The organism is Paenibacillus sp. N3.4 (genome assembly GCF_008017805.1).
In the GTDB taxonomy this organism is placed as follows: domain Bacteria; phylum Bacillota; class Bacilli; order Paenibacillales; family NBRC-103111; genus Paenibacillus_E.
Genome location: NZ_VRTT01000075.1, coordinates 1 through 18,872, shown reverse-complemented (window position 1 = coordinate 18,872; position 18,872 = coordinate 1). Strand labels below are relative to the sequence as shown.

Here is an 18,872-nt window from a genome sequence, read left to right as displayed (position 1 = left end):
CAATTGCTGTTTATCAAATTTAGTGATTCAGCATACTTGCAGAACTTCTAATAATAAGTTCAGATGGCAAAATAATTTTCCGGTTTTCTGGAACAACATCACCCTCAATGCGTTCGATCAAAAGCTGCATGCCCAGCGTGCCGAATTGATAGGCAGGCTGTGAGGCGACGGTCAGAAACGGACTAATCGCACCGGCTGAACCGAAATCATCGAAGCAGACAACGGATATGTCGCCTGGCACCTGCAGGCCGCGCTGTCTCAAGGATTGGATGACGCCTACGGCAAGCATATTGTTCGCTGCAAAAATAGCCGTAGGGGGAGAAGGCTGACTGAGCAGCGAATCCAAGGCGGATTCATCATGGAAGTCGCGATAATTCACGTGAATGACCAATGAATCGTCTATCGGCAATCCGTTAATCAGATGAGCCTCTCGGTAGCCCGTTTGTCGAAGCCGGGCTGTAGATACGTCTTGTGAACCATTAATCATAGCGATGCGTTGATGTCCGAAATCTATCAGATGCTCGACGAGCTTCCTCGCCCCTTCTTTGCTGTCACCGAGCACAAGGTCTGCGTCTATTCCGGGGACTTCCCTGTCCAAAATAACGAAGGGGATTTGATGTTTTTGGAGCTGCTGTAAATTTTCCAAAGAATGATCTCCCGTTGGTGCAAAAAGTACACCGTCTACACGCGTCGAGAGAATCATATCCACGTAATCTTTTTCCTTGAGATAATCCTCGTCACTATTCCCAAAGAGCAGCCGAAACCCAGCGCGCTTAGCTGCATCCTCAGCCCCGCGAGCAATCGTTGTATAGAACGGATTGGTAATATCTGTGATCAGTAGGGATAAAATTTTCGTTTTCTGAAGCACCAGACTGCGAGCCATTGAATTGGGGATGTACTGGAGGTCTTCCATCACTTTACGAACGCGTTTGCGTGTAGCTTCGCTGATTCGACCGTTATTGTTAATCACTCGCGAGACGGTCATAGCCGAAACACCAGCTTTTTCAGCAATGTCATATATGGTAATCACGTTATAGTCACCTTTTCATCTTCACCTATTCGTCTATTGTATAGAAATTAGGGATTGACATCAAGGCTTTAAATTGTTAATTTTGAGTTATCGATAACACTACAAATTGAAGGAGGTTATTCACATGCTGAAAGGTATTCCTTCCATTCTTTCACCTGAGCTTTTAAAGGTGTTAATGGAGATGGGACATGGCGATGAAATCATACTGTCAGACGGCAATTTTCCTGCCGCAAGTCATGCAAATCGGTTGCTGCGCAGTGATGGACATGGCGTACCTGAATTATTGGAAGCGGTTTTATCCTTATTCCCTCTAGATCAATATAGTGAACAACCCATTGCTCTTATGGCTGTCGTGCCAGACGACACGGTACAAACACCCATATGGGCAACGTACGAGAACATCATCAGTAAGCACCAACAGCCAGCGATTGAATATGTCGAACGCTTTGCATTTTATGAACGAGCGAAAGATGCATATGCCATCGTAGCAACAAGTGAAAAGGCTTTATATGCCAATATTATTTTGAAAAAAGGCGTTGTAATCGAATAAAAGAATTATCGATAACTCTATATTAAGTTTCAAGTTATCTATTTGTAGAACTCAATTCACTTAGGAGGATGAATATTATGGCAAACGGCGACTATAGATGGAATCAAGCGTTCCCCAAAATCGGGATCAGACCGACCATTGACGGCAGAAGAAAGGGTGTTCGCGAATCATTAGAGGAGCAAACGATGAATATGGCGAAAGCCGTTGCTTCCTTACTCAGCGAAACGTTAAAATATCCCAACGGCGAGCCAGTGGAATGCGTAATTGCTGATAGCTGCATTGGAGGCGTTGCAGAAGCAGCTGCTGCTGCGGACAAATTCACCAAATCGGGTGTTGGCGTTTCTATCACCGTTACTCCTTGTTGGTGTTACGGAACGGAAACGATGGACATGGATCCTTCGACGCCGAAGGCCATTTGGGGCTTTAATGGGACGGAGCGTCCGGGCGCTGTTTATTTGGCCGCGGTTTTATCCGGGCATGCACAGAAAGGAATTCCGGCATTCGGCATTTACGGTAAAGACGTACAAGACGCTGGAACGACGGAAATTCCGCAAGACGTGCACGAGAAACTGATTCGTTTCGCAAAAGCAGGATTGGCAGCTGCCTATATGAAAGGCAAATCTTATTTATCGATCGGCTCTGTCTCCATGGGAATTGCCGGATCTATCGTGAATGAGGAGTTATTCCAAGATTACTTGGGCATGCGAAATGAATATGTCGATATGTCGGAATTAGTCCGTCGCATTGATGAAGAAATTTTTGACCCTGAGGAATACCAGCTTGCTTTGGATTGGGTAAAAACGAATTGTAAAGAAGGTCCTGATAATAATGATCCGGCCATCCAAACAACTCGCGAGAAGAAAGATCAAGACTGGGAAACGGTTGTGAAAATGTCCTTGATTGTCAGAGATTTAATGGTGGGCAATCCCCGCCTGGCAGACCTTGACTTCGGCGAGGAAGCGCTGGGACACAATGCGATTCTTTCCGGCTTCCAAGGGCAGCGCCATTGGACGGATCACTTTCCTAACGGGGACTTTTTGGAAGCCATTCTTAATACGTCCTTTGATTGGAATGGCAAGCGAGCGCCTTATTTGGTAGCGACTGAGAATGACAGCTTGAATGGTGTTGCGATGCTATTTGGCAATCTGCTAACGAATACAGCCCAAATTTTTGCCGATGTCAGGACGTATTGGAGTCCAGATGCCGTTAAGCGGGTTACGGGACATACGTTAACCGGAGCGGCTAAAGACGGGATTCTTCACTTAATTAACTCAGGTTCAGCAACATTGGATGGCACAGGGCAGCAGTCACGCGATGGTAAGCCTGTGATGAAACCATTTTGGGAGATTACGGATGAAGAGGTTAGTCAATGTTTGGATGCGACTTCTTGGCGTCCGGCTGCGGTTGAATATTTCCGCGGGGGCGGTTTCTCCTCAGACTTCCTTACGAAAGGCGGAATGCCGGTAACGATGTCTCGCATCAATCTGGTGAAAGGCATAGGACCTGTCCTGCAACTGGCTGAAGGTTACTCCATCGATCTTCCGGATGACGTGCATGAAACCCTTGATCTTCGAACAGATTCTACATGGCCGACAACGTGGTTCGCTCCTATTTTGACAGGAGAAGGTTCTTTCACTGATGTATATTCAGTTATGGATAATTGGGGCTCCAATCACGGTTCCATCAGCTATGGTCACATCGGTGCCGACCTGATCACATTGGCTGCGATTCTAAGAATTCCTGTCTCTATGCACAACGTAGCGAAAGAGCACATTTTCCGTCCGCGCGCTTGGGGCAGTTTTGGAACTTCCGACCCAGAGGGCGCAGATTTCAGAGCCTGCGGAAATTACGGACCTTTATATAAGTAAAAGTTGATTTACAAGGAATGAGGTGATTTCGCAGATGACGAATCATTTGAACATGTTGGCCGTCGATTTCGGTGCTAGCGGCGGAAGGACCATTCTGGGACGTTGGAATGGTTCCAAGTTGACTGTGGAAGATATCCACCGATTCTCGAATGATCCTGTTGAGCTAAGCGGTCGTTTGTATTGGGATTTTTTAAGACTTTTTCACGAATTGAAAAAAGGCATCCATGCCTATAAACAGCATGCCCCTGGGAGTCCGTCATCCATCGCTGTAGACACATGGGGAGTTGATTATGGATTCGTCGATGGCAGCGGAAGGCTATTAGGAAATCCCTATCATTACCGGGATGATCGCAATGCGAAGGCTATGGATGAAATGCTTCTAACTTCGTCCAGTGCAGAGATTTATAACCGATCTGGGATTCAGCCCTTATCGTTTAATACGATTTTTCAGCTCGCTGCCGAAAGGAAGGAGCATGGTCTCGGTTTTGCCGACGATGTTCGTTTGCTGCTCATGCCGGATCTATTCCGTTTCTATTTATCCGGCATTCGTTCGACGGAGTACTCTATTGCGAGTACGACAGGGCTGCTCAATCCAACAGCTAGAAGCTGGGATGAGAAGTATATCGAGGAATTGGGGATCCCCGCCCACTTATTCACGAACATTGTAATGCCAGGGACAATAGAAGGAACGCTGCGCCAAGAAATTGCCGACGAATTGCAAGTCAGCGCCATCCCGGTTGTTGCAACGGCTTCGCATGATACCGCTTCAGCCGTTGTTTCTATCCCCTCACTCGAGGGGGACTATGCGTTCATTTCTTGCGGTACCTGGTCGTTAATGGGAGTGGAAAGGGATGCTCCCATCATTTCGGATGACAGCAGACGCTGGGGATTTACGAATGAAGGCGGCGCGGAGCAAAAAATTCGCATGCTCAAAAATATTATGGGCCTCTGGCTGCTGCAAGAATGCAAGCGGCAATGGGAATTAGAGGGTGAGTCACTCAGCTATGCTCACATGCAAGAGCTGGCGAAGCGGGAGACTGGTCTTAAAAGCTATGTGGACTCTCAGGATCCTGTTTTTCTTGCTCCGGGCAACATGCCCGAACGCATTCGTCGATATTGCCAGCAGACGGGTCAGACCGTGCCGCAAACGAAAGCGGAGTTGATTCGCTGTGTGGTAGATAGCTTGGCGATGAAATTCAAGCAGACATTGAATGAAATCGAACAACTGCTCAATCGCAAGTTGTCCACGATTCACATGGTCGGCGGAGGTATTCAGAACCGCTTGCTCTGCCAACTGACGGCTAATGCGACTGGACTTCCGGTCATTGCCGGACCTGTCGAAGCGACAGCAATCGGTAATATCATGATGCAAGCCAAAGGGCATGGTGAAGTCCATTCTTTGGAGCAAATCCGTCAGATCGTTATGGATTCTTTTCCTCCCGATCGATATGAGGCTGAAGATGCGGACCAATGGACGGATGCCTTCGAAATTTATTTAAAAGTGATTACGAATCAATCGGTGAGGAGTTGAACGGGTAATGTCAGAGCAGCAAACAAGAGAAGAATTAACCAAATATGCGCGTAAAAGCGTTGCAAAGGGGCTCGTTGTAGGCCCTGGGGGTAATATCAGCGCGCGATTTGAGGATATCATGTATTTGTCTCCAAGCGGTTTTGCATTAGAGGACATTGAACCAGAGCAGTGGGTCCCCGTACACATACCTTCAGGTGACATTTTGGATAAAACGTATCGTCCTTCATCGGAAGTATTGATGCATTTATTCGCCTATCGAGTGAATCCAAGCACAAAAGCGATCGTCCATACACACCCAGCATATTGTATAGCGTTAACACTTGTTGACGATGAGCTTCCCATGTTGTTCCCCGATCAAGCAGCGCTTGTCGGAGATGTTGCTTTCGTGCCGTATGTGGTGCCGACAACAGATAAATTAGCCAATCTGGTTGCGGAGAAGGCTGATCGCCACAGCTCTATTTTGCTCAAAAATCATGGTCTCGTTACAACTGGAAAAAACTTGCGCGAAGCGTATTATCGCACTGAAATTATGGAAGAAAGCGCCAAAATTTATTTGATTGCCAAGGCGGTCGGTGAGCCAAGACGGCTGACGGATGAGGAATACAAAGAAATTCAAGGCTTAGAAAGTGAAGCCTACCGTGTAAATTTGTTGCAACAAATGAAATAAGCGAACTTTGGCATAAGCCCGTTCACATCGAATTCGATGGAGCGGGCTTTTTTACGTATAGGGAGTAAATATGGACATCATTTCCATAATATCGCACATTGTCCGTGAGAAAGCGCATTCATATACTTGAAGACAGGAACTTATCTTAGTTACCCATAGGAGGTATGAAAGGGTTATGTACAAGTTTAAACAAATGGTTCTCATATGGCTGGCGATCCTTCTTGTGCTGCCATTCCAGGCGAATGGCGCATATGCGGCTGCTGGGCCTGCTGTAAATGATTCGGGTGGTGGAGCAGCTAGCTCTGGGTTTATCCGAATAAAAAATAAATGGCAAAGCAACTATTTGTACGAGGATGCCTCAGGTATTATACGTTATGGCTTGACGAGTTTAACAGATCAATCGGCTCAGTGGGTACTTGAAAACGTGCCGGGAGATGGTGGTTATCAACGGATTAAGAATCGTTCTACCGGTCATTATATTATACTAGCCCCAGGTGTTGCCAGAAGAGATGCACTAAAAAGCGCTTCGCTCTCTACCAGCACAAAAGCCGATCAGTGGCAACTAAGAGACGCGACGCGCGAGGGCTATGTGACGATTCGCAGTGTCGTCGATCTGTCGCAGGACTTTTTCATTCATGAAGAAGATCAGCTTGGATTTGCGCAGGTCAGTACGGACATTAACCCAGCTTTTGAAAGTCCGCAATGGCAGCTAGAGTCTGTTTCGGATGAAGTCGCTGTTCGTATCTCCAACGATTATCGAGCAGGCCAATATATGTTCGAGGATAAAGATGGAGGGGTCAAATACGGCAAACTAGCGATAGATGATAAAAGCTCGTATTGGGTCGTCGAGAAGGTGCGGGATGGCGGCGATGGTTCACAGACTGTGCGTCTGAGAAATCAGCAATCCGGCCATTACATCACGCAGGGGACATTCTGGGCTCCTATTCAATCTGTAGCGCTAAATAATACAACGAAAAATGAATGGATTATGGCTGGCGGTACTTCGGATGGCTTGGTTACTTTCACTAATAATTACGTAAAAGGGACTGATCGAATCCCTGGCGATTCGGATGAGATTGACGCTGGGAGCCAGATTTATGTGCTCAATACTCAGTTTGAGGATACTTCCGTACGTTCGAATAATTGGTCTGTACTAGACCGTTCCAACGCGCAATGGAGAATTGAGCTGGCATCCAACGTGAAGCCGGTTCGGATTGCCAATTATACGTCTGAACAAGTAAGCGACAAGTATCTGTATGAAGATCAAGGGATTGTCAAATATGGGGCAATTGCCGCTGGCACGGTCACGAGTGCAGTGTATCAATGGGTTGTTGAAGACTACAACGGCAAGAAACGAATTCGGAACGTAGCGAGCGGTCGTTATATGACAGCGCCTAGCATAACCCAACCATCTGATCCAGTGCGGAGCTTATATGCTGCAAACGGTCCCTCGAATGATCAATGGGCAGTTGCAAACTCTAATCAATACGATGATTACGTCACGGTTCAAAGTGCTGTTTATGCCAATTCTTTTCTTAATGTTACGGGAGGACTTGGCATTGCACAGTCCAGTATGGTGAGTCCGGATGTGGACGGAGCCCAATGGCTCTTCGAAGATCCTTCCGTTGTTGCCGGAGTTAATCAATATGTACAAATTACGAATGCCTGGAACGGATTGACCTTATTTGAAGATCAAGACAGCAATTTAAAATATGGGAATGTGAAAGACGATGATCAGACCGCGCAATGGTTGGTCGAGAAGTTCGCCGGCCGTAAACGGATCAAAAATCGAGCCACAGGTCATTATGTGAATACAGAAAATCCGATCGATGGACATCTTCGAGTTACGCCGGTTGAGGATGGTTGGAAAAGCGCCATATGGGTCATAGAAACAATTAATGGAACGACAAAACAGATTCATAATGTCAATGATACGAATAAAGACCCGAATCATCAGAAATATGTGAATGTGCAAAATTTGATTAAATATGCAGAGTATAGTGAAATTCCATCTTCATGGCAAAGTAAAAATTGGCGTTTTGTTCCTGTAGCAGAAGGGTTCCCTAAGCAGGTGCGTTTTAAGAACAAGGCAACCAATCTATACCTTTACGAGAATGCAGAACATAAATTGAAGTACGGTGACAAGTCGGTCACAGATCTTTCTTCGATCTGGCTGCTTAACACGTCGCAAAATAACGGGCTGTTGAAGTATTTAATCAATAGTCAGAGCGGGTATGGGGTAGCGTTGGAAAATGTTGTGCCAAATATCGAACAAGATACGCCGCCGGATGCTTTGATCACGTATCCGACACTTAGTCCGGATTGGGCGAGTGCGAATTGGATCATTGCAAATTCGACTACACCCGGCTATGTGACACTGAAAAGTGGATGGACAAATGCTCATTACATTTTTGCCGATGTGAGCGCGCAGGATATTAAAATCAGCCGATTAAAAGGCAATGATGATAGTGGTTTATTTGCGATGGAGCCTGTGACACTGCCTCCGTTGCTGCCAACAGGTCAAAAACGAATCAAGAGCATTGACAATGGTCAATATTTGTATGAAAACAGCAGAGGCATTGTGGTTTATGGCACGCCTGCTGCGAATGATGGGTACTCATATTGGATCATCGAGACGGTTGATGGGATTCAACGTTTCAAAAATGCGGTGACAGGTCATTATATAACGATGAATTCTTCCTATGAGTTCGTTGCCGCTTCGCAAACGGAGCTTACGAATCAAGCATCACAATGGGTTATTGAGGATATCTCAGGAACCGGAAAGTTCTGGATTCGCAGTCACAACGGCACGTTCAGCGACGAATATTTAAATGTGATGAACAGCCTGGGATATCCGGAACGAGGTTTGTATGCACGCAGCGGAGAAAACGAGAAAAGGCTGCAATGGACATTTGAGGATGCTTCAGGGCCGTTTACTGTACCCGATAGAACAGAAACACGCTATACGGATACCCAAACACCTATTCTTTCAGAAAACAATTTTATCCATATCAAGAATAAACTTACGAAGCAATACGTTCGAGAAGAAAACGGTCAGCTTGTTACTGGAGAGCTGGGAGAAGATCTTTCTAACGGACAATGGATGTTACAAGACTATAATGGACGCAAGCTGATTAAGAATCGGGCGACAGGTCACTTGCTTCAAGCTATAAGTGACACTGCACAAGTTGTGAGCAATAGCTCAGATGTAACCAATTTGAACAGCCAATGGATGATAGACGATTTTCAAGGTTACAAGCAGATTATTAGTCCTCTCAACGGGCAACGTTTATTCGGGGCTCCTGCGGTCATTAAGCAAGGTGAGATGGATGCGAAGCAAAGTGCAGCGCAATGGTCATTCGAACCTGTCTTGGGTGACGCTGTTTATGAGGCTGAAACAGCCTTCGTTGGCGGCGGCGTTAAGGTTGCAGCAGCATATACTCCATTCTCAGGGACGGGATACTTAGACAATTTCGCAGCGATTGGAGCTAGAGCCATCCTAGCGGTGAATGCTCATGAAGCGGCGTCTTATCAAGCAACGGTACGTTTCTTGAATTTGACGAGTGCGGCTCAAACCTTAAGCCTACTCGCTAACGGGCTCAACGTGCAGCAAGTTACCTTTAATAAAGGGGATGGCTGGCAAGAACAAACCGTAACGCTTCCGTTGCGGGCTGGTTATAATTCGGTTTCATTCGAATATCAGTCCGGTGACAGTGGTCAGGTTGCCATCGATAGTGTGACAATTCACGAAGCTGTGAACAAAGCTTATAGAGGTGCAATTGAAGCCTATACGACTTACGAAGCTGAGCAAGGGGAGACGAACGGAACGCTAATTGGACCTTCTCGGGTATACAGAGATTTAGCGACGGAAGCATCAGGCCGACAAGCTGTGAGACTGGATCAAACGGGGCAATTCGTTAAATTCCAGTTGGCTAAGAAGGCAAACTCAATCGTCGTTAGGTATTCGATACCAGATAGCGCAGACGGTAAGGGCAAGCAAGAGAAGCTGGGGCTGTACGTTAATGATGTGAAAGTGAAAGATCTGGATTTGACTTCCAAATATGCTTGGGAATATGGCAACTATCCATGGTCCAATGATCCAGGTCAAGGCAGTGCACATCGTTTCTTCGATGAGGTACATACCCTGATCGGCAATGTGGAGGCGGGAGCTACAATTAAGTTGCAAAAGGACAACGGTAACAACGCCGACTACTACGTGATCGATTTTGTTGAAACGGAGCAAGCGCCGGAAGCCGCTTACACGCGTCCAGACGGGTTTGTCTCTTTGACCGACTATGGCGCTGTGCCTAATGATGGTCAAGATGACTCCCAAGCGATGAAAGATGCTATTGCGGCAGCAAAAGCGCAGCACAAAGGTGTATGGATTCCAGCAGGCGTTTTCGAACTTGCCAATACGAGCGGATATATTTCAGAGGACAAAAAAGATGGTGAAGAAGATACAACGCAGTTGTTCATTTTGGATGACGTAACGATACGCGGCGCTGGCATGTGGTATACCACGCTGAAAGGCGCTAAGTTTTTTGCTAACGGAAACCATATCCGTGTTTATGACTTAGCGATAGATGGAGAGCTGAATGTACGAAAAGATGATGCGCACACAAATGCTTTTGAAGGAGCATTCGGAACGGGTTCAACTGTTCAAAATGTATGGATTGAGCATACCAAAACGGGAATGTGGATTGCCCGTCCGCAATTATCCTACGGATTAAATAGCGACAACTACACGAACGAGTTTTATGTGGGCGGCTTAAGAATGCGTAATTTGATGGCAGACGGCATTAATTTCAGCACCAATACCAAAAATAGCATGGTTGAGCAATCGAATGTCCGATATGTAGGCGATGATGGACTTGCGATGTGGTCAACGGTTATCAAAGGCGCTTATCCAGATGATTACACCGATAACAACACGTTCCGTTTTGACACTGTTCAATTGCCTTGGCTGTCAAATAACATGGTTGTCTTCGGTGGTAAGGATAACAAAATGCAGGACAATGTTTTGAAGGATACCATTGGTTTAGGTGGCGGTATTGCCGTATCTACACGATTTAGCCCACTTACACCATTTGTCGGCACAACACGTGTTGAACGTAATACCTTGATTAGAACTGGCGCCCGAGATGCCGGATTACGTTCTAATTTTGGCGCGATATGGGTCTATGCGGATACAAAGCCAATCGAAAGCGATATTGTGATCGCCGATAATACGATGCTGGATAACACATATCAGGGTATTTCTGTACAAGGAACATCTCCGGTAAGTAAAGTTGCTTTCAAAAATAACGTGATCGATGGGGCTGGAACGAATGGGTTTGAAGTAGCAAGTACATTGAGTGGTTCTGTTCTAGTAGATAATGTAATCATTCGTCATGCAGCCATCCAAGATGTAGCGAATGCTGCTGGTTCGAATGTGACTGTCGTCGAAACAGGCAGAGGATTCTCAAGTGTTCGTCCAGAGCCGTCAGATAATGAAACTTCTCCTGGTACATCATCAGGTGGTGGCGCTATTATTGAATTGCAATCGCCTAACACGATAAAGCTGGATGCTGGACTCATTAAGGATGCTGTTGCCAATAAACAGCACGCGATCGCCGTGCCAACAGGTTCGAACAAAGATGAAGTAGATGTGGAGATCCCGATTTCCTTGTTATCCGAGGTCGCAAATCAGATGCCAGATGCCCGTCTTGTCATTCAACATCTAAATGTGAGCTATGAAATTCCAGTGGATATCAAACCATGGCTTACTTCTGAACAGGCGGCATCGCTCTCCCTATCTGGAACTACCTTGAAATTAAAAATTCAGAAGGTTACAGCAGCAACCGAAGCAGAGATCAAACGGATAGCTGTCGAACAGAATAGCCAGTTAATCGGTTCTCCGTTCCGTTTTGAACTAACATTGGTGATTGGCGATCAGACGATAACGCTGAAACAATTCGGTCATACGTATGTGACGAGAACGATAACCGTGGACGGCATCGCGGATGTTTCATCTGCCACTGCGGCTATTTATCACCCTGAGAATGGTGAGTTTCAGTATGTGCCCGCCGTATTCACGAACTTGAATGGAAAAATAGTAGTTACGATTAACAGCACAAGCAATTCCATCTACACGATTATTCAGAATAAGAGGTCTTTCCAAGACCTGCCTGGTCATTGGGCGCAGAAAGACATTGAGTTGCTGGCCGCGAAACGCATTGTGAATGGTCAAACGGCCGTGCTGTTTGCTCCGAATTCCAGCATAACGAGAGCCGAATTCGTTACCTTACTTGTTCGTTCGCTTGGAGTATCCGCCAGTTCTTCAACCAGATTTCCTTTCCTGGATAGCCATCCGGGAGACTGGTATGATGCTAACGTGCAAATCGCGGCTGAATATGGGTTAGTGACGGGTTATGAGGATGGTTCTTTCAAGCCTAATCAAACTGTAACACGCGAGGAAATGGCCGTGATGGTGACTCGGGTATTAAAGCTTCGCCCTGAGTTAGTGAAGTCAATAAACACACAGGCTGCACTGTCTTCGTATATGGATGTCTCTGCCATTAGTTCTTGGGCACAAGATGCTTTCGCACAAGTCGTATCAAGTGGCATTATTCAGGGCCAAACTAATGATCGTCTTGCCCCTCAAGCTCTTGCGACTCGGGCTGAATCGACTGTTATTGTTCATCGCTTGTTAAGCAGTATGAAGTTAATGAATGAATAAATGAATGAGGAATAGAAGGGTTGAGTCGGTTCGCGTCAGCGATCCGGCTTAGCTTTTTTTTACTGCTAAAATGTTGCGAACTTTTGGCGATCTCATATTGATTTGAATATTTGTTTTTTGGTAAAATAAAATAAACTTTTCGAATCTTACTTTAGAAAAAGGGGTGCTGCGTATGCCTCACATCGACGATTTAATTGATCGACTTGAATTAGTTCGTTTCGAGTTAAGCGTTGCTCTAGCTCATGAATCCCAATTAATTAGTCAATCTGAAATAGCTATAGATCATGCACTCAAGGCAACAAGAGCCGCGGCAAAAGCTGCTCAAGATGTAGTGAATTGCAAGAATGCCAATGAATTAGCCTATCTTCAATTACAAAGCAATGAGAAGGCGCATTATGCGCAATTATTTTCAGCGATGTCCAGAGATGCTTCTGAGCTAGCTAGTCAGGCCAAACAAGAGAATGCAAAAATATTTATGGAAATCAAAAAAGTTGCCGAGCTAATAGCGCTCGTTCTAACGGAAGAGCAGAACGTCTCTTCCGATTCCAAATCAACAGGTTGATTCCAATAACAATGTAATAAAGCTCTCCGTGCTGGAGGGCTTTTTTGTATTCGTGATATTTCGGCTATGAGATGGTCATACTTAAGCAGAAGTTCATCTATATTCTAGGAGGTTGATTATGAAGGCAGTAACGTTCCAAAGTCCCAAAAATGTTCAAGTGAAAGAGGTAGCTGATCCGACGATTGAAAAAAAGGATGATATTATTGTCCGTATCACATCGACAGCTATCTGCGGGTCCGATCTTCACATTTATCTAGGAGCTGTTCCCGCGCAAAAAGACTATGTGATTGGTCATGAACCGATGGGGATTGTGGAAGAGGTAGGAGCGGATGTAACCAAAGTTAAGAAGGGCGATAGAGTTGTCTTGCCTTTCAATATAGCGTGCGGACACTGTTATTATTGTGAGCATGAATTGGAGAGCCAATGCGATAATGCGAACAGCAATCCTCATGTCGATACAGGCGGTTATTTTGGGTTTACCGAGCGATATGGAAACTATCTAGGCGGTCAAGCAGAGTTGTTACGTGTTCCTTATGCGAATTTCATTCCATTTGTTATTCCGGAATCGTGCGAGCTTGAAGACGAAGCCTTATTGTTTATGTCAGATGTCTTGCCGACCGCCTATTGGAGTGTGGATCACGCGGGGGTGAAGGAAGGCGACACCGTTATTGTGCTTGGCTGCGGTCCTGTGGGCTTGATGGCCCAGAAGTTTGCCTGGATGAAAGGTGCAAAACGGGTAATTGCGGTGGATCAGCTACCATACCGACTTGATCATGCCAAAAAGATGAATAAGGTCGAAATATTTGATTTTACACAATTTGACGACATGGGTCTACATCTCAAAGAGCTTACTCAGGGTGGGGCAGATATCGTTATTGATTGCGTAGGGATGATGGTAGAAAGACATTCACGGAAAAAGTGGAGCAAAAGCTGAAAGTAATCGGCGGGACGCTAAGCCCCATCAAAATCGGGATGGATGCGGTGAGGAAATGTGGGACCATGCAGTTGACTGGGGTGTATGGTTCGAAATATAATCAGTTCCCCCTTGGTGATATATGGGAGAGGAATGTCATCATCAAAATGGGGCAAGCTCCGGTTATCCACTATATGCCGATGCTGTTCGACAAAATAACCAAAGGCGAGTTTGATCCAACCGAAATTATTACGCATAAAGTGCCGCTTGATCAAGCAAGCGAAGCGTATGATAAGTTTTATCAGCATGAAGATGATTGTATCAAATTTGTTTTAAAACCATAATCCAGCTGTGAGTAAAAAAGAAGATGACCTTTCTTTTCTTAACATAAGACACACTTATCGTAATATCGCACATGGTAAGGTAAAACTTTTTGCAATAATATGGATAATGATTCAATTTGTAGGAAGCAAAAAAAAGGAAAGTGCAGGAAGAATCAAGAACATAATAAATAGCAATTAGAGGCTACTTATGCAAGTAGCCTTTTTCAATGAACATAAACGAGGTGGCAGAATGGTTAATATTTTGGTCGTTGATGATGAACCCATGATTTGTAAGGGTGTGGCTACCATTTTGAGGCAATCACAATTGGACATCGCAGACGTTTTTATCGCCTATAACGGATTTGAAGCATTAGATTTTATACATTTAGAAAAAATCGATCTTGTTTTTACAGATATTCAAATGGAAAAAATGAACGGGATTGAATTGATTGAAAATATATTTATGGAAGATCCTTCTATTCCTATTGTGATTTTATCGGCTCATGGAGAGTTTGAGTATGCCCAGAAGGCGATCCGTTTCGGAGCGAAGGAATATCTGGTTAAGCCAATTACGCCGGAACATCTGATTCATGTTGTCACCAAGCTCTTGAGGGAGAAGGAAGAGAAGCCGCAACCGCTTACCCACTGGGAAGGTAGTCCAGCACTTCCTGAACATACATCCCTTCAACAAAATTATTATTTGAATGAGATCGTGACTGGAACCATTCATGACTCAGAGGTTGACAACATCATAGAAACACTTGGGTACCGCATGAACGGTAAATATTTCAGTATATTGATGGTTAAGCTGTCATTAGAGCGGGGAGGTATTCATGATCAACAAATATTAACGTTGAAGGATCGAGGTCTACTAAAGTATGCCGCTTTAAATATTATTAATGAGACAGCCAATCAATGGAGCCATCTCGTTTTTGATAATCACAATGCTACTTTCTCGCTTCTCCTTCAGCTAACGGAGGAAGAGAATCGGGATTCACAGCGTATTAATCAACTGCTAATGGTTGCGCAGATGATTCATAATAATTTGCAGAAATACGTAAATCTTAAGAGCCAAATTGGCATTAGCCGTATCCGTGAAGGGGTGACGCAGTGGCCTGTCCTTTATAAGGAAGCAGGGGATAGTCTATCTTGGAGTGAAACGAATAAAGATCATTACATGTTCTATATTGAAGATATCGGTAAAACGACGAACGATCAGCGTTTAACGCATAAGCAGGTTGATGAAGCGAACAATCGGATTGTGTTTGAAACGAAATCATATATTGAAGGGCATTATTTTCATAAAGGTTTGAAGCTGCAGGATATTGCCGATTCCGTACATTTGAGTCCTAATTATTTAAGTTATTTGTTCAAACGTGTGATGGGGATCAATATTTGGGACTTTGTGACAAAGCTTAGGATGGAGGAAGGAAAGCGTCTTATTTTGACAACAGACAAGCGCAGATACGAAATATCCGAAGATATTGGCTACGAATCGCCGGAGCATTTCAGCAAAATATTTAAAAAACATTTTGGTATCAATATTTCAGAACTAAAAAATACGGGACAGTAAGATGCGACACGATTAGCGTAACACGACACATCGTCGGCGATGTTTGTTCCCTTTATAATCATAAGTGTAGCAACTAACATTTGAAAGAGATTCGAAAGGGGAACCGAACATGAAAGCTAAGAAAGCTTCAGCACTCGGTGCGATTGCACTAACTGTTTTGCTTGCCGGATGCGGTACGAGCACAACAACGACTAGCACGCCTAGTCCAGCAGCAGCCAAAGAAACGACTGCAGCAAATGCGGGAACTGCAACACCTGCCGCCAAGAAAGTAACCATTACTGCGCAGGGTTTCAAACCGGACCAAAAGGAAAAGAACGACCAGCTGGATCAACGGATTACTCGTTTCAAAACCAAATTCCCTAATGTTGATTTTAAGAAAGACGATTGGCAGTACAACCCGCTGGAAATTGGGATAAAAATGGCTTCCAACAGCGCTCCTACGGAATACACAACGTATGCCACAGAAGGAAAAGTACTTGTAGATAAGAAATGGGTTGCAGACATTTCAGATTCAGTGAATGCCTGGGAGCATTCGAAGGACATGAATGATCTTCTTTCCAAGCCGTTCGTTGTTAACGGCAAAACGTACGGCATACCGATTGATGGCTACGTGATGACCATAACATTGAATAAGAAGCTGTTCAAAGAGAAAGGTGTAGATCTGCCTCCGATGGATTGGACGTGGGATGATCTTCTCGCAGCAGCCAGAAAAATAAACGATCCTGCCAAAGGAATTGCCGGTTTCATTCCAATGGGTAAAGGAACGGAAGCAGGCTGGAATTGGACGAATTTCTTGTATGCAGCCGGTGGGGATGTTCAGAAGCTGGATAACGGTAAAGTCGTCGGATTATTTAATTCAGACGCAGGTTTGAAAGCGCTCGAATTCTACAAAAAGCTGAAGGATGAGAATTTGATTCCTCAAAACTGGGCTTTGGGTTATGGCGATGCATTGAATGCATTCTCCCAAGGTCGCGGTGCAATGGTTATGTGCGGAAGCGGTAACGCAGCTGACACTGCCATTAACGAAGGCGGTATTAGCAAAGACGATCTCGTTGTGTATCCAATGCCTTCACTAACGAAGGGTGGCAAGCATACAGGGGTTCTCGGCGGGAACTACCGTGTTATTAATGCGAAGAGTGAGAAGGACCAACAGCAAGTTGCCTTCAAATGGATTACGGATGAGTACTTCACAGACGATTTCTTGAACTCCACGAAAAAAGAAATTGAAGATCGTAAAGGCAAAAATCGCGTATACATTCCACAACCGATTAACTACTGGAAAGATACTTCTGATTTTGGTAAAAAGTACACAGATTTGCTCACAAAATATGACAATGTATTTAAATACGATCCACAATTGTTAAGCCTGTGGGATGGTAAGCCGGAAGCGCAGTATGAAGCTCAAAAGTTTTATACGGAGATGGCTAACGTGATCCAAAAAGTGTTTACGACGAAAGACGTCGATCTGAAAAAGACACTTGAAGATGCATCAAATAAAGTTCAAACCGAAGTATTTGATAAAGTAAAAGTCGAATAGTGACTGGACCATCGGATCTAAACCGGTTAATCGGTTTAGGTCCGATTTTATAAGGAGTGGACCCTATGGAAGTGAATGCTGAAGCGAGAGTACGACCCGCAGTTGCTGCGAGCAGCACAAAAAAGAAAATAAACTGGTACTTTTGGGGAACGCTTTTTATCTTCCCTGAAGTTGTTTTATTCATTCTGTTCTTATGGATGCCAATTGTGAAAGGGATCTTCTACAGCTTTTATAATGTTGATTTTGTGGATGGCAATCATTTTATCGGATTCGTCAATTATTTGAATATATTTCATGATGAGCTGCTCTGGACTACGATCAAAAATACCTTAATTTATATGGGGCTTGGTATATGTTTAGGATTTTGGGTACCGCCGTTCATCGCGATTGCTGTTTCTGAGCTGAAATGGTTTCAAGGGTTAGCGCGGATTGTCAGCTATTTGCCAAGCGCCGTGCCTGCTATCGTTCTGTACGGCATGTGGCAGTGGCTATTTGATGCTGTGGGCCCAATTAATAGTTTTTTGCAAACGATTGGTATAGGGAAAATTGAGTTTTTCAGCCCTAAGATGGCTACACTCTCTATTGTTCTGCTAGAGACTTGGCAAACCTTTGGTTCTGCCACACTCATTTATATTGCCGCCATTGTTGGTATTCCGCGAGATCTTTATGAAGCAGCTGAGATCGACGGGGCTAGCGTTTGGCAGCGAATTCGCCATATTACCCTGCCGAGTATCAAGACGTTAATGATGCTTTGCTTCTTTTGCAAATGATTACGACTTCCCAGAACTTCCAAGCGCAGCTATCTATGACTGACGGAGGTCCTAATAACGCGACGCTCACCTATTTGCTTTGGATGAATCATACGGCGTTCCGCGATCTTGATTTTGGTAAAGCAAGCGCGATGGGCAGTCTTATGTTTTTCTTCTTAATTTTGCTCTCTATTCTATACAATTTAATGCAACGTAGGAGTGAGAAAATATGAAGCAAGCAGAACGAGGGATTATCTCGGACTATGATTTTAAAAAGGGTTCTGTCAGAGTGGGATATACGTTCATGGTGCTGCTCATTGTGTTGATCACGATTACAACGCTGTATCCGTTTTTTGACACTTTTTTTGGCTCACTCAAAACACGCGAGGAGTTTTTCTCCTTCCCGCCTACCTTCTTCCCTAAAACATGGGTTTGGAAAATTAGGAACAATGTAAGTGGCCGGAGGAATTAATAAGGTCGATAAGAAGAAAAGTGTTACCCATCTTTTCATGGGTACTCTTAAATGAGACAACGCATAGGCAGCCAGCCCAATAAAAAATAAGGAACAGACGATATTACCTACATAAATGAACAGCGTATTTTTCAAGAATGTCAGCAATGGCAAGTCGAAACCATTCCAAGCATCATCATAATTTTTCCAAACCCATGTTTTAGGGAAGAAGGTAGGCGGGAAGGAGAAAAACTCCTCGCGTGTTTTGAGTGAGCCAAAAAAAGTGTCAAAAAACGGATACTTGGATCCCGAGTTTGCCACGATTTCTAATTTGAAGGAATTTGAGAAGTTATGGAACGGAAAGATGGGGACGTTTGAATTCACCCCGAACGGGATTACG

General features: G+C 44.6%; 12 protein-coding genes and 1 pseudogene. 12 read left to right on the top strand and 1 reads right to left on the bottom strand.

Going from position 1 to position 18,872, the window contains the following annotated elements:
- Nucleotides 1-19: 19 nt before the first annotated feature.
- Nucleotides 20-1,030 carry a LacI family DNA-binding transcriptional regulator gene (locus FU659_RS27750; protein WP_147950538.1) on the bottom strand — a complete coding sequence of 337 codons (1,011 nt, stop codon included), beginning with the start codon at nt 1,028-1,030 and terminating at the stop codon, nt 20-22.
- Nucleotides 1,031-1,154: 124 nt separating this feature from the next.
- Here FU659_RS27750 and fucU point away from each other — a divergent pair, with 124 nt between their 5' ends.
- The 12 genes and pseudogenes from fucU (at nt 1,155) to FU659_RS27695 (ending at nt 18,493) form a co-directional block, all read left to right on the top strand.
- Complete coding sequence (gene fucU, locus FU659_RS27745; RefSeq protein WP_147950537.1) at nt 1,155-1,580, top strand: L-fucose mutarotase; 426 nt, start codon at nt 1,155-1,157, stop codon at nt 1,578-1,580.
- A gap of 77 nt (nt 1,581-1,657) precedes the next feature.
- Nucleotides 1,658-3,448, top strand: a complete 1,791-nt coding sequence (locus tag FU659_RS27740) for an L-fucose isomerase (protein WP_147950536.1) — start codon at nt 1,658-1,660, stop codon at nt 3,446-3,448.
- A gap of 34 nt (nt 3,449-3,482) precedes the next feature.
- Entirely contained in the window at nt 3,483-4,979 is a 1,497-nt protein-coding gene (locus FU659_RS27735) for a rhamnulokinase (protein ID WP_147950535.1), read from the top strand.
- Between the two features lie 7 nt (nt 4,980-4,986).
- A complete protein-coding gene (locus FU659_RS27730; protein WP_147950534.1) occupies nt 4,987-5,646 on the top strand; it encodes a class II aldolase/adducin family protein in 660 nt (219 codons plus the stop codon).
- Nucleotides 5,647-5,821: 175 nt separating this feature from the next.
- Nucleotides 5,822-12,364: an S-layer homology domain-containing protein gene (locus tag FU659_RS27725; RefSeq protein WP_147950533.1), complete on the top strand. Its 6,543-nt coding sequence runs from the start codon at nt 5,822-5,824 to the stop codon at nt 12,362-12,364.
- A gap of 172 nt (nt 12,365-12,536) precedes the next feature.
- A complete protein-coding gene (locus FU659_RS27720; protein WP_147950532.1) occupies nt 12,537-12,926 on the top strand; it encodes a hypothetical protein in 390 nt (129 codons plus the stop codon).
- 118 nt (nt 12,927-13,044) lie between these two features.
- Nucleotides 13,045-14,183, top strand: a pseudogene (locus tag FU659_RS27715) (zinc-dependent alcohol dehydrogenase).
- A gap of 229 nt (nt 14,184-14,412) precedes the next feature.
- On the top strand, nt 14,413-15,735 hold the full coding sequence (locus tag FU659_RS27710; protein WP_187274446.1) for a response regulator: 1,323 nt from the start codon (nt 14,413-14,415) through the stop codon (nt 15,733-15,735).
- Between the two features lie 109 nt (nt 15,736-15,844).
- Nucleotides 15,845-17,272 (top strand): ABC transporter substrate-binding protein, encoded by a 1,428-nt coding sequence (locus FU659_RS27705; protein ID WP_147950530.1) that lies wholly within the window; start codon nt 15,845-15,847, stop codon nt 17,270-17,272.
- A 65-nt stretch (nt 17,273-17,337) separates the two neighbouring features.
- Nucleotides 17,338-18,042 (top strand): carbohydrate ABC transporter permease, encoded by a 705-nt coding sequence (locus FU659_RS27700; RefSeq protein ID WP_261808097.1) that lies wholly within the window; start codon nt 17,338-17,340, stop codon nt 18,040-18,042.
- Nucleotides 18,039-18,254: a hypothetical protein gene (locus FU659_RS37750; protein ID WP_261808096.1), complete on the top strand. Its 216-nt coding sequence runs from the start codon at nt 18,039-18,041 to the stop codon at nt 18,252-18,254. The genes FU659_RS27700 and FU659_RS37750 overlap by 4 nt, the downstream gene beginning before the upstream one ends.
- The gene (locus tag FU659_RS27695) at nt 18,251-18,493 is read left to right on the top strand and encodes a hypothetical protein (protein WP_147950529.1); all 243 of its coding nucleotides are present in this window, start codon (nt 18,251-18,253) and stop codon (nt 18,491-18,493) included. Before FU659_RS37750 ends, FU659_RS27695 begins: the two co-directional genes overlap by 4 nt.
- Nucleotides 18,494-18,872: the final 379 nt, after the last annotated feature.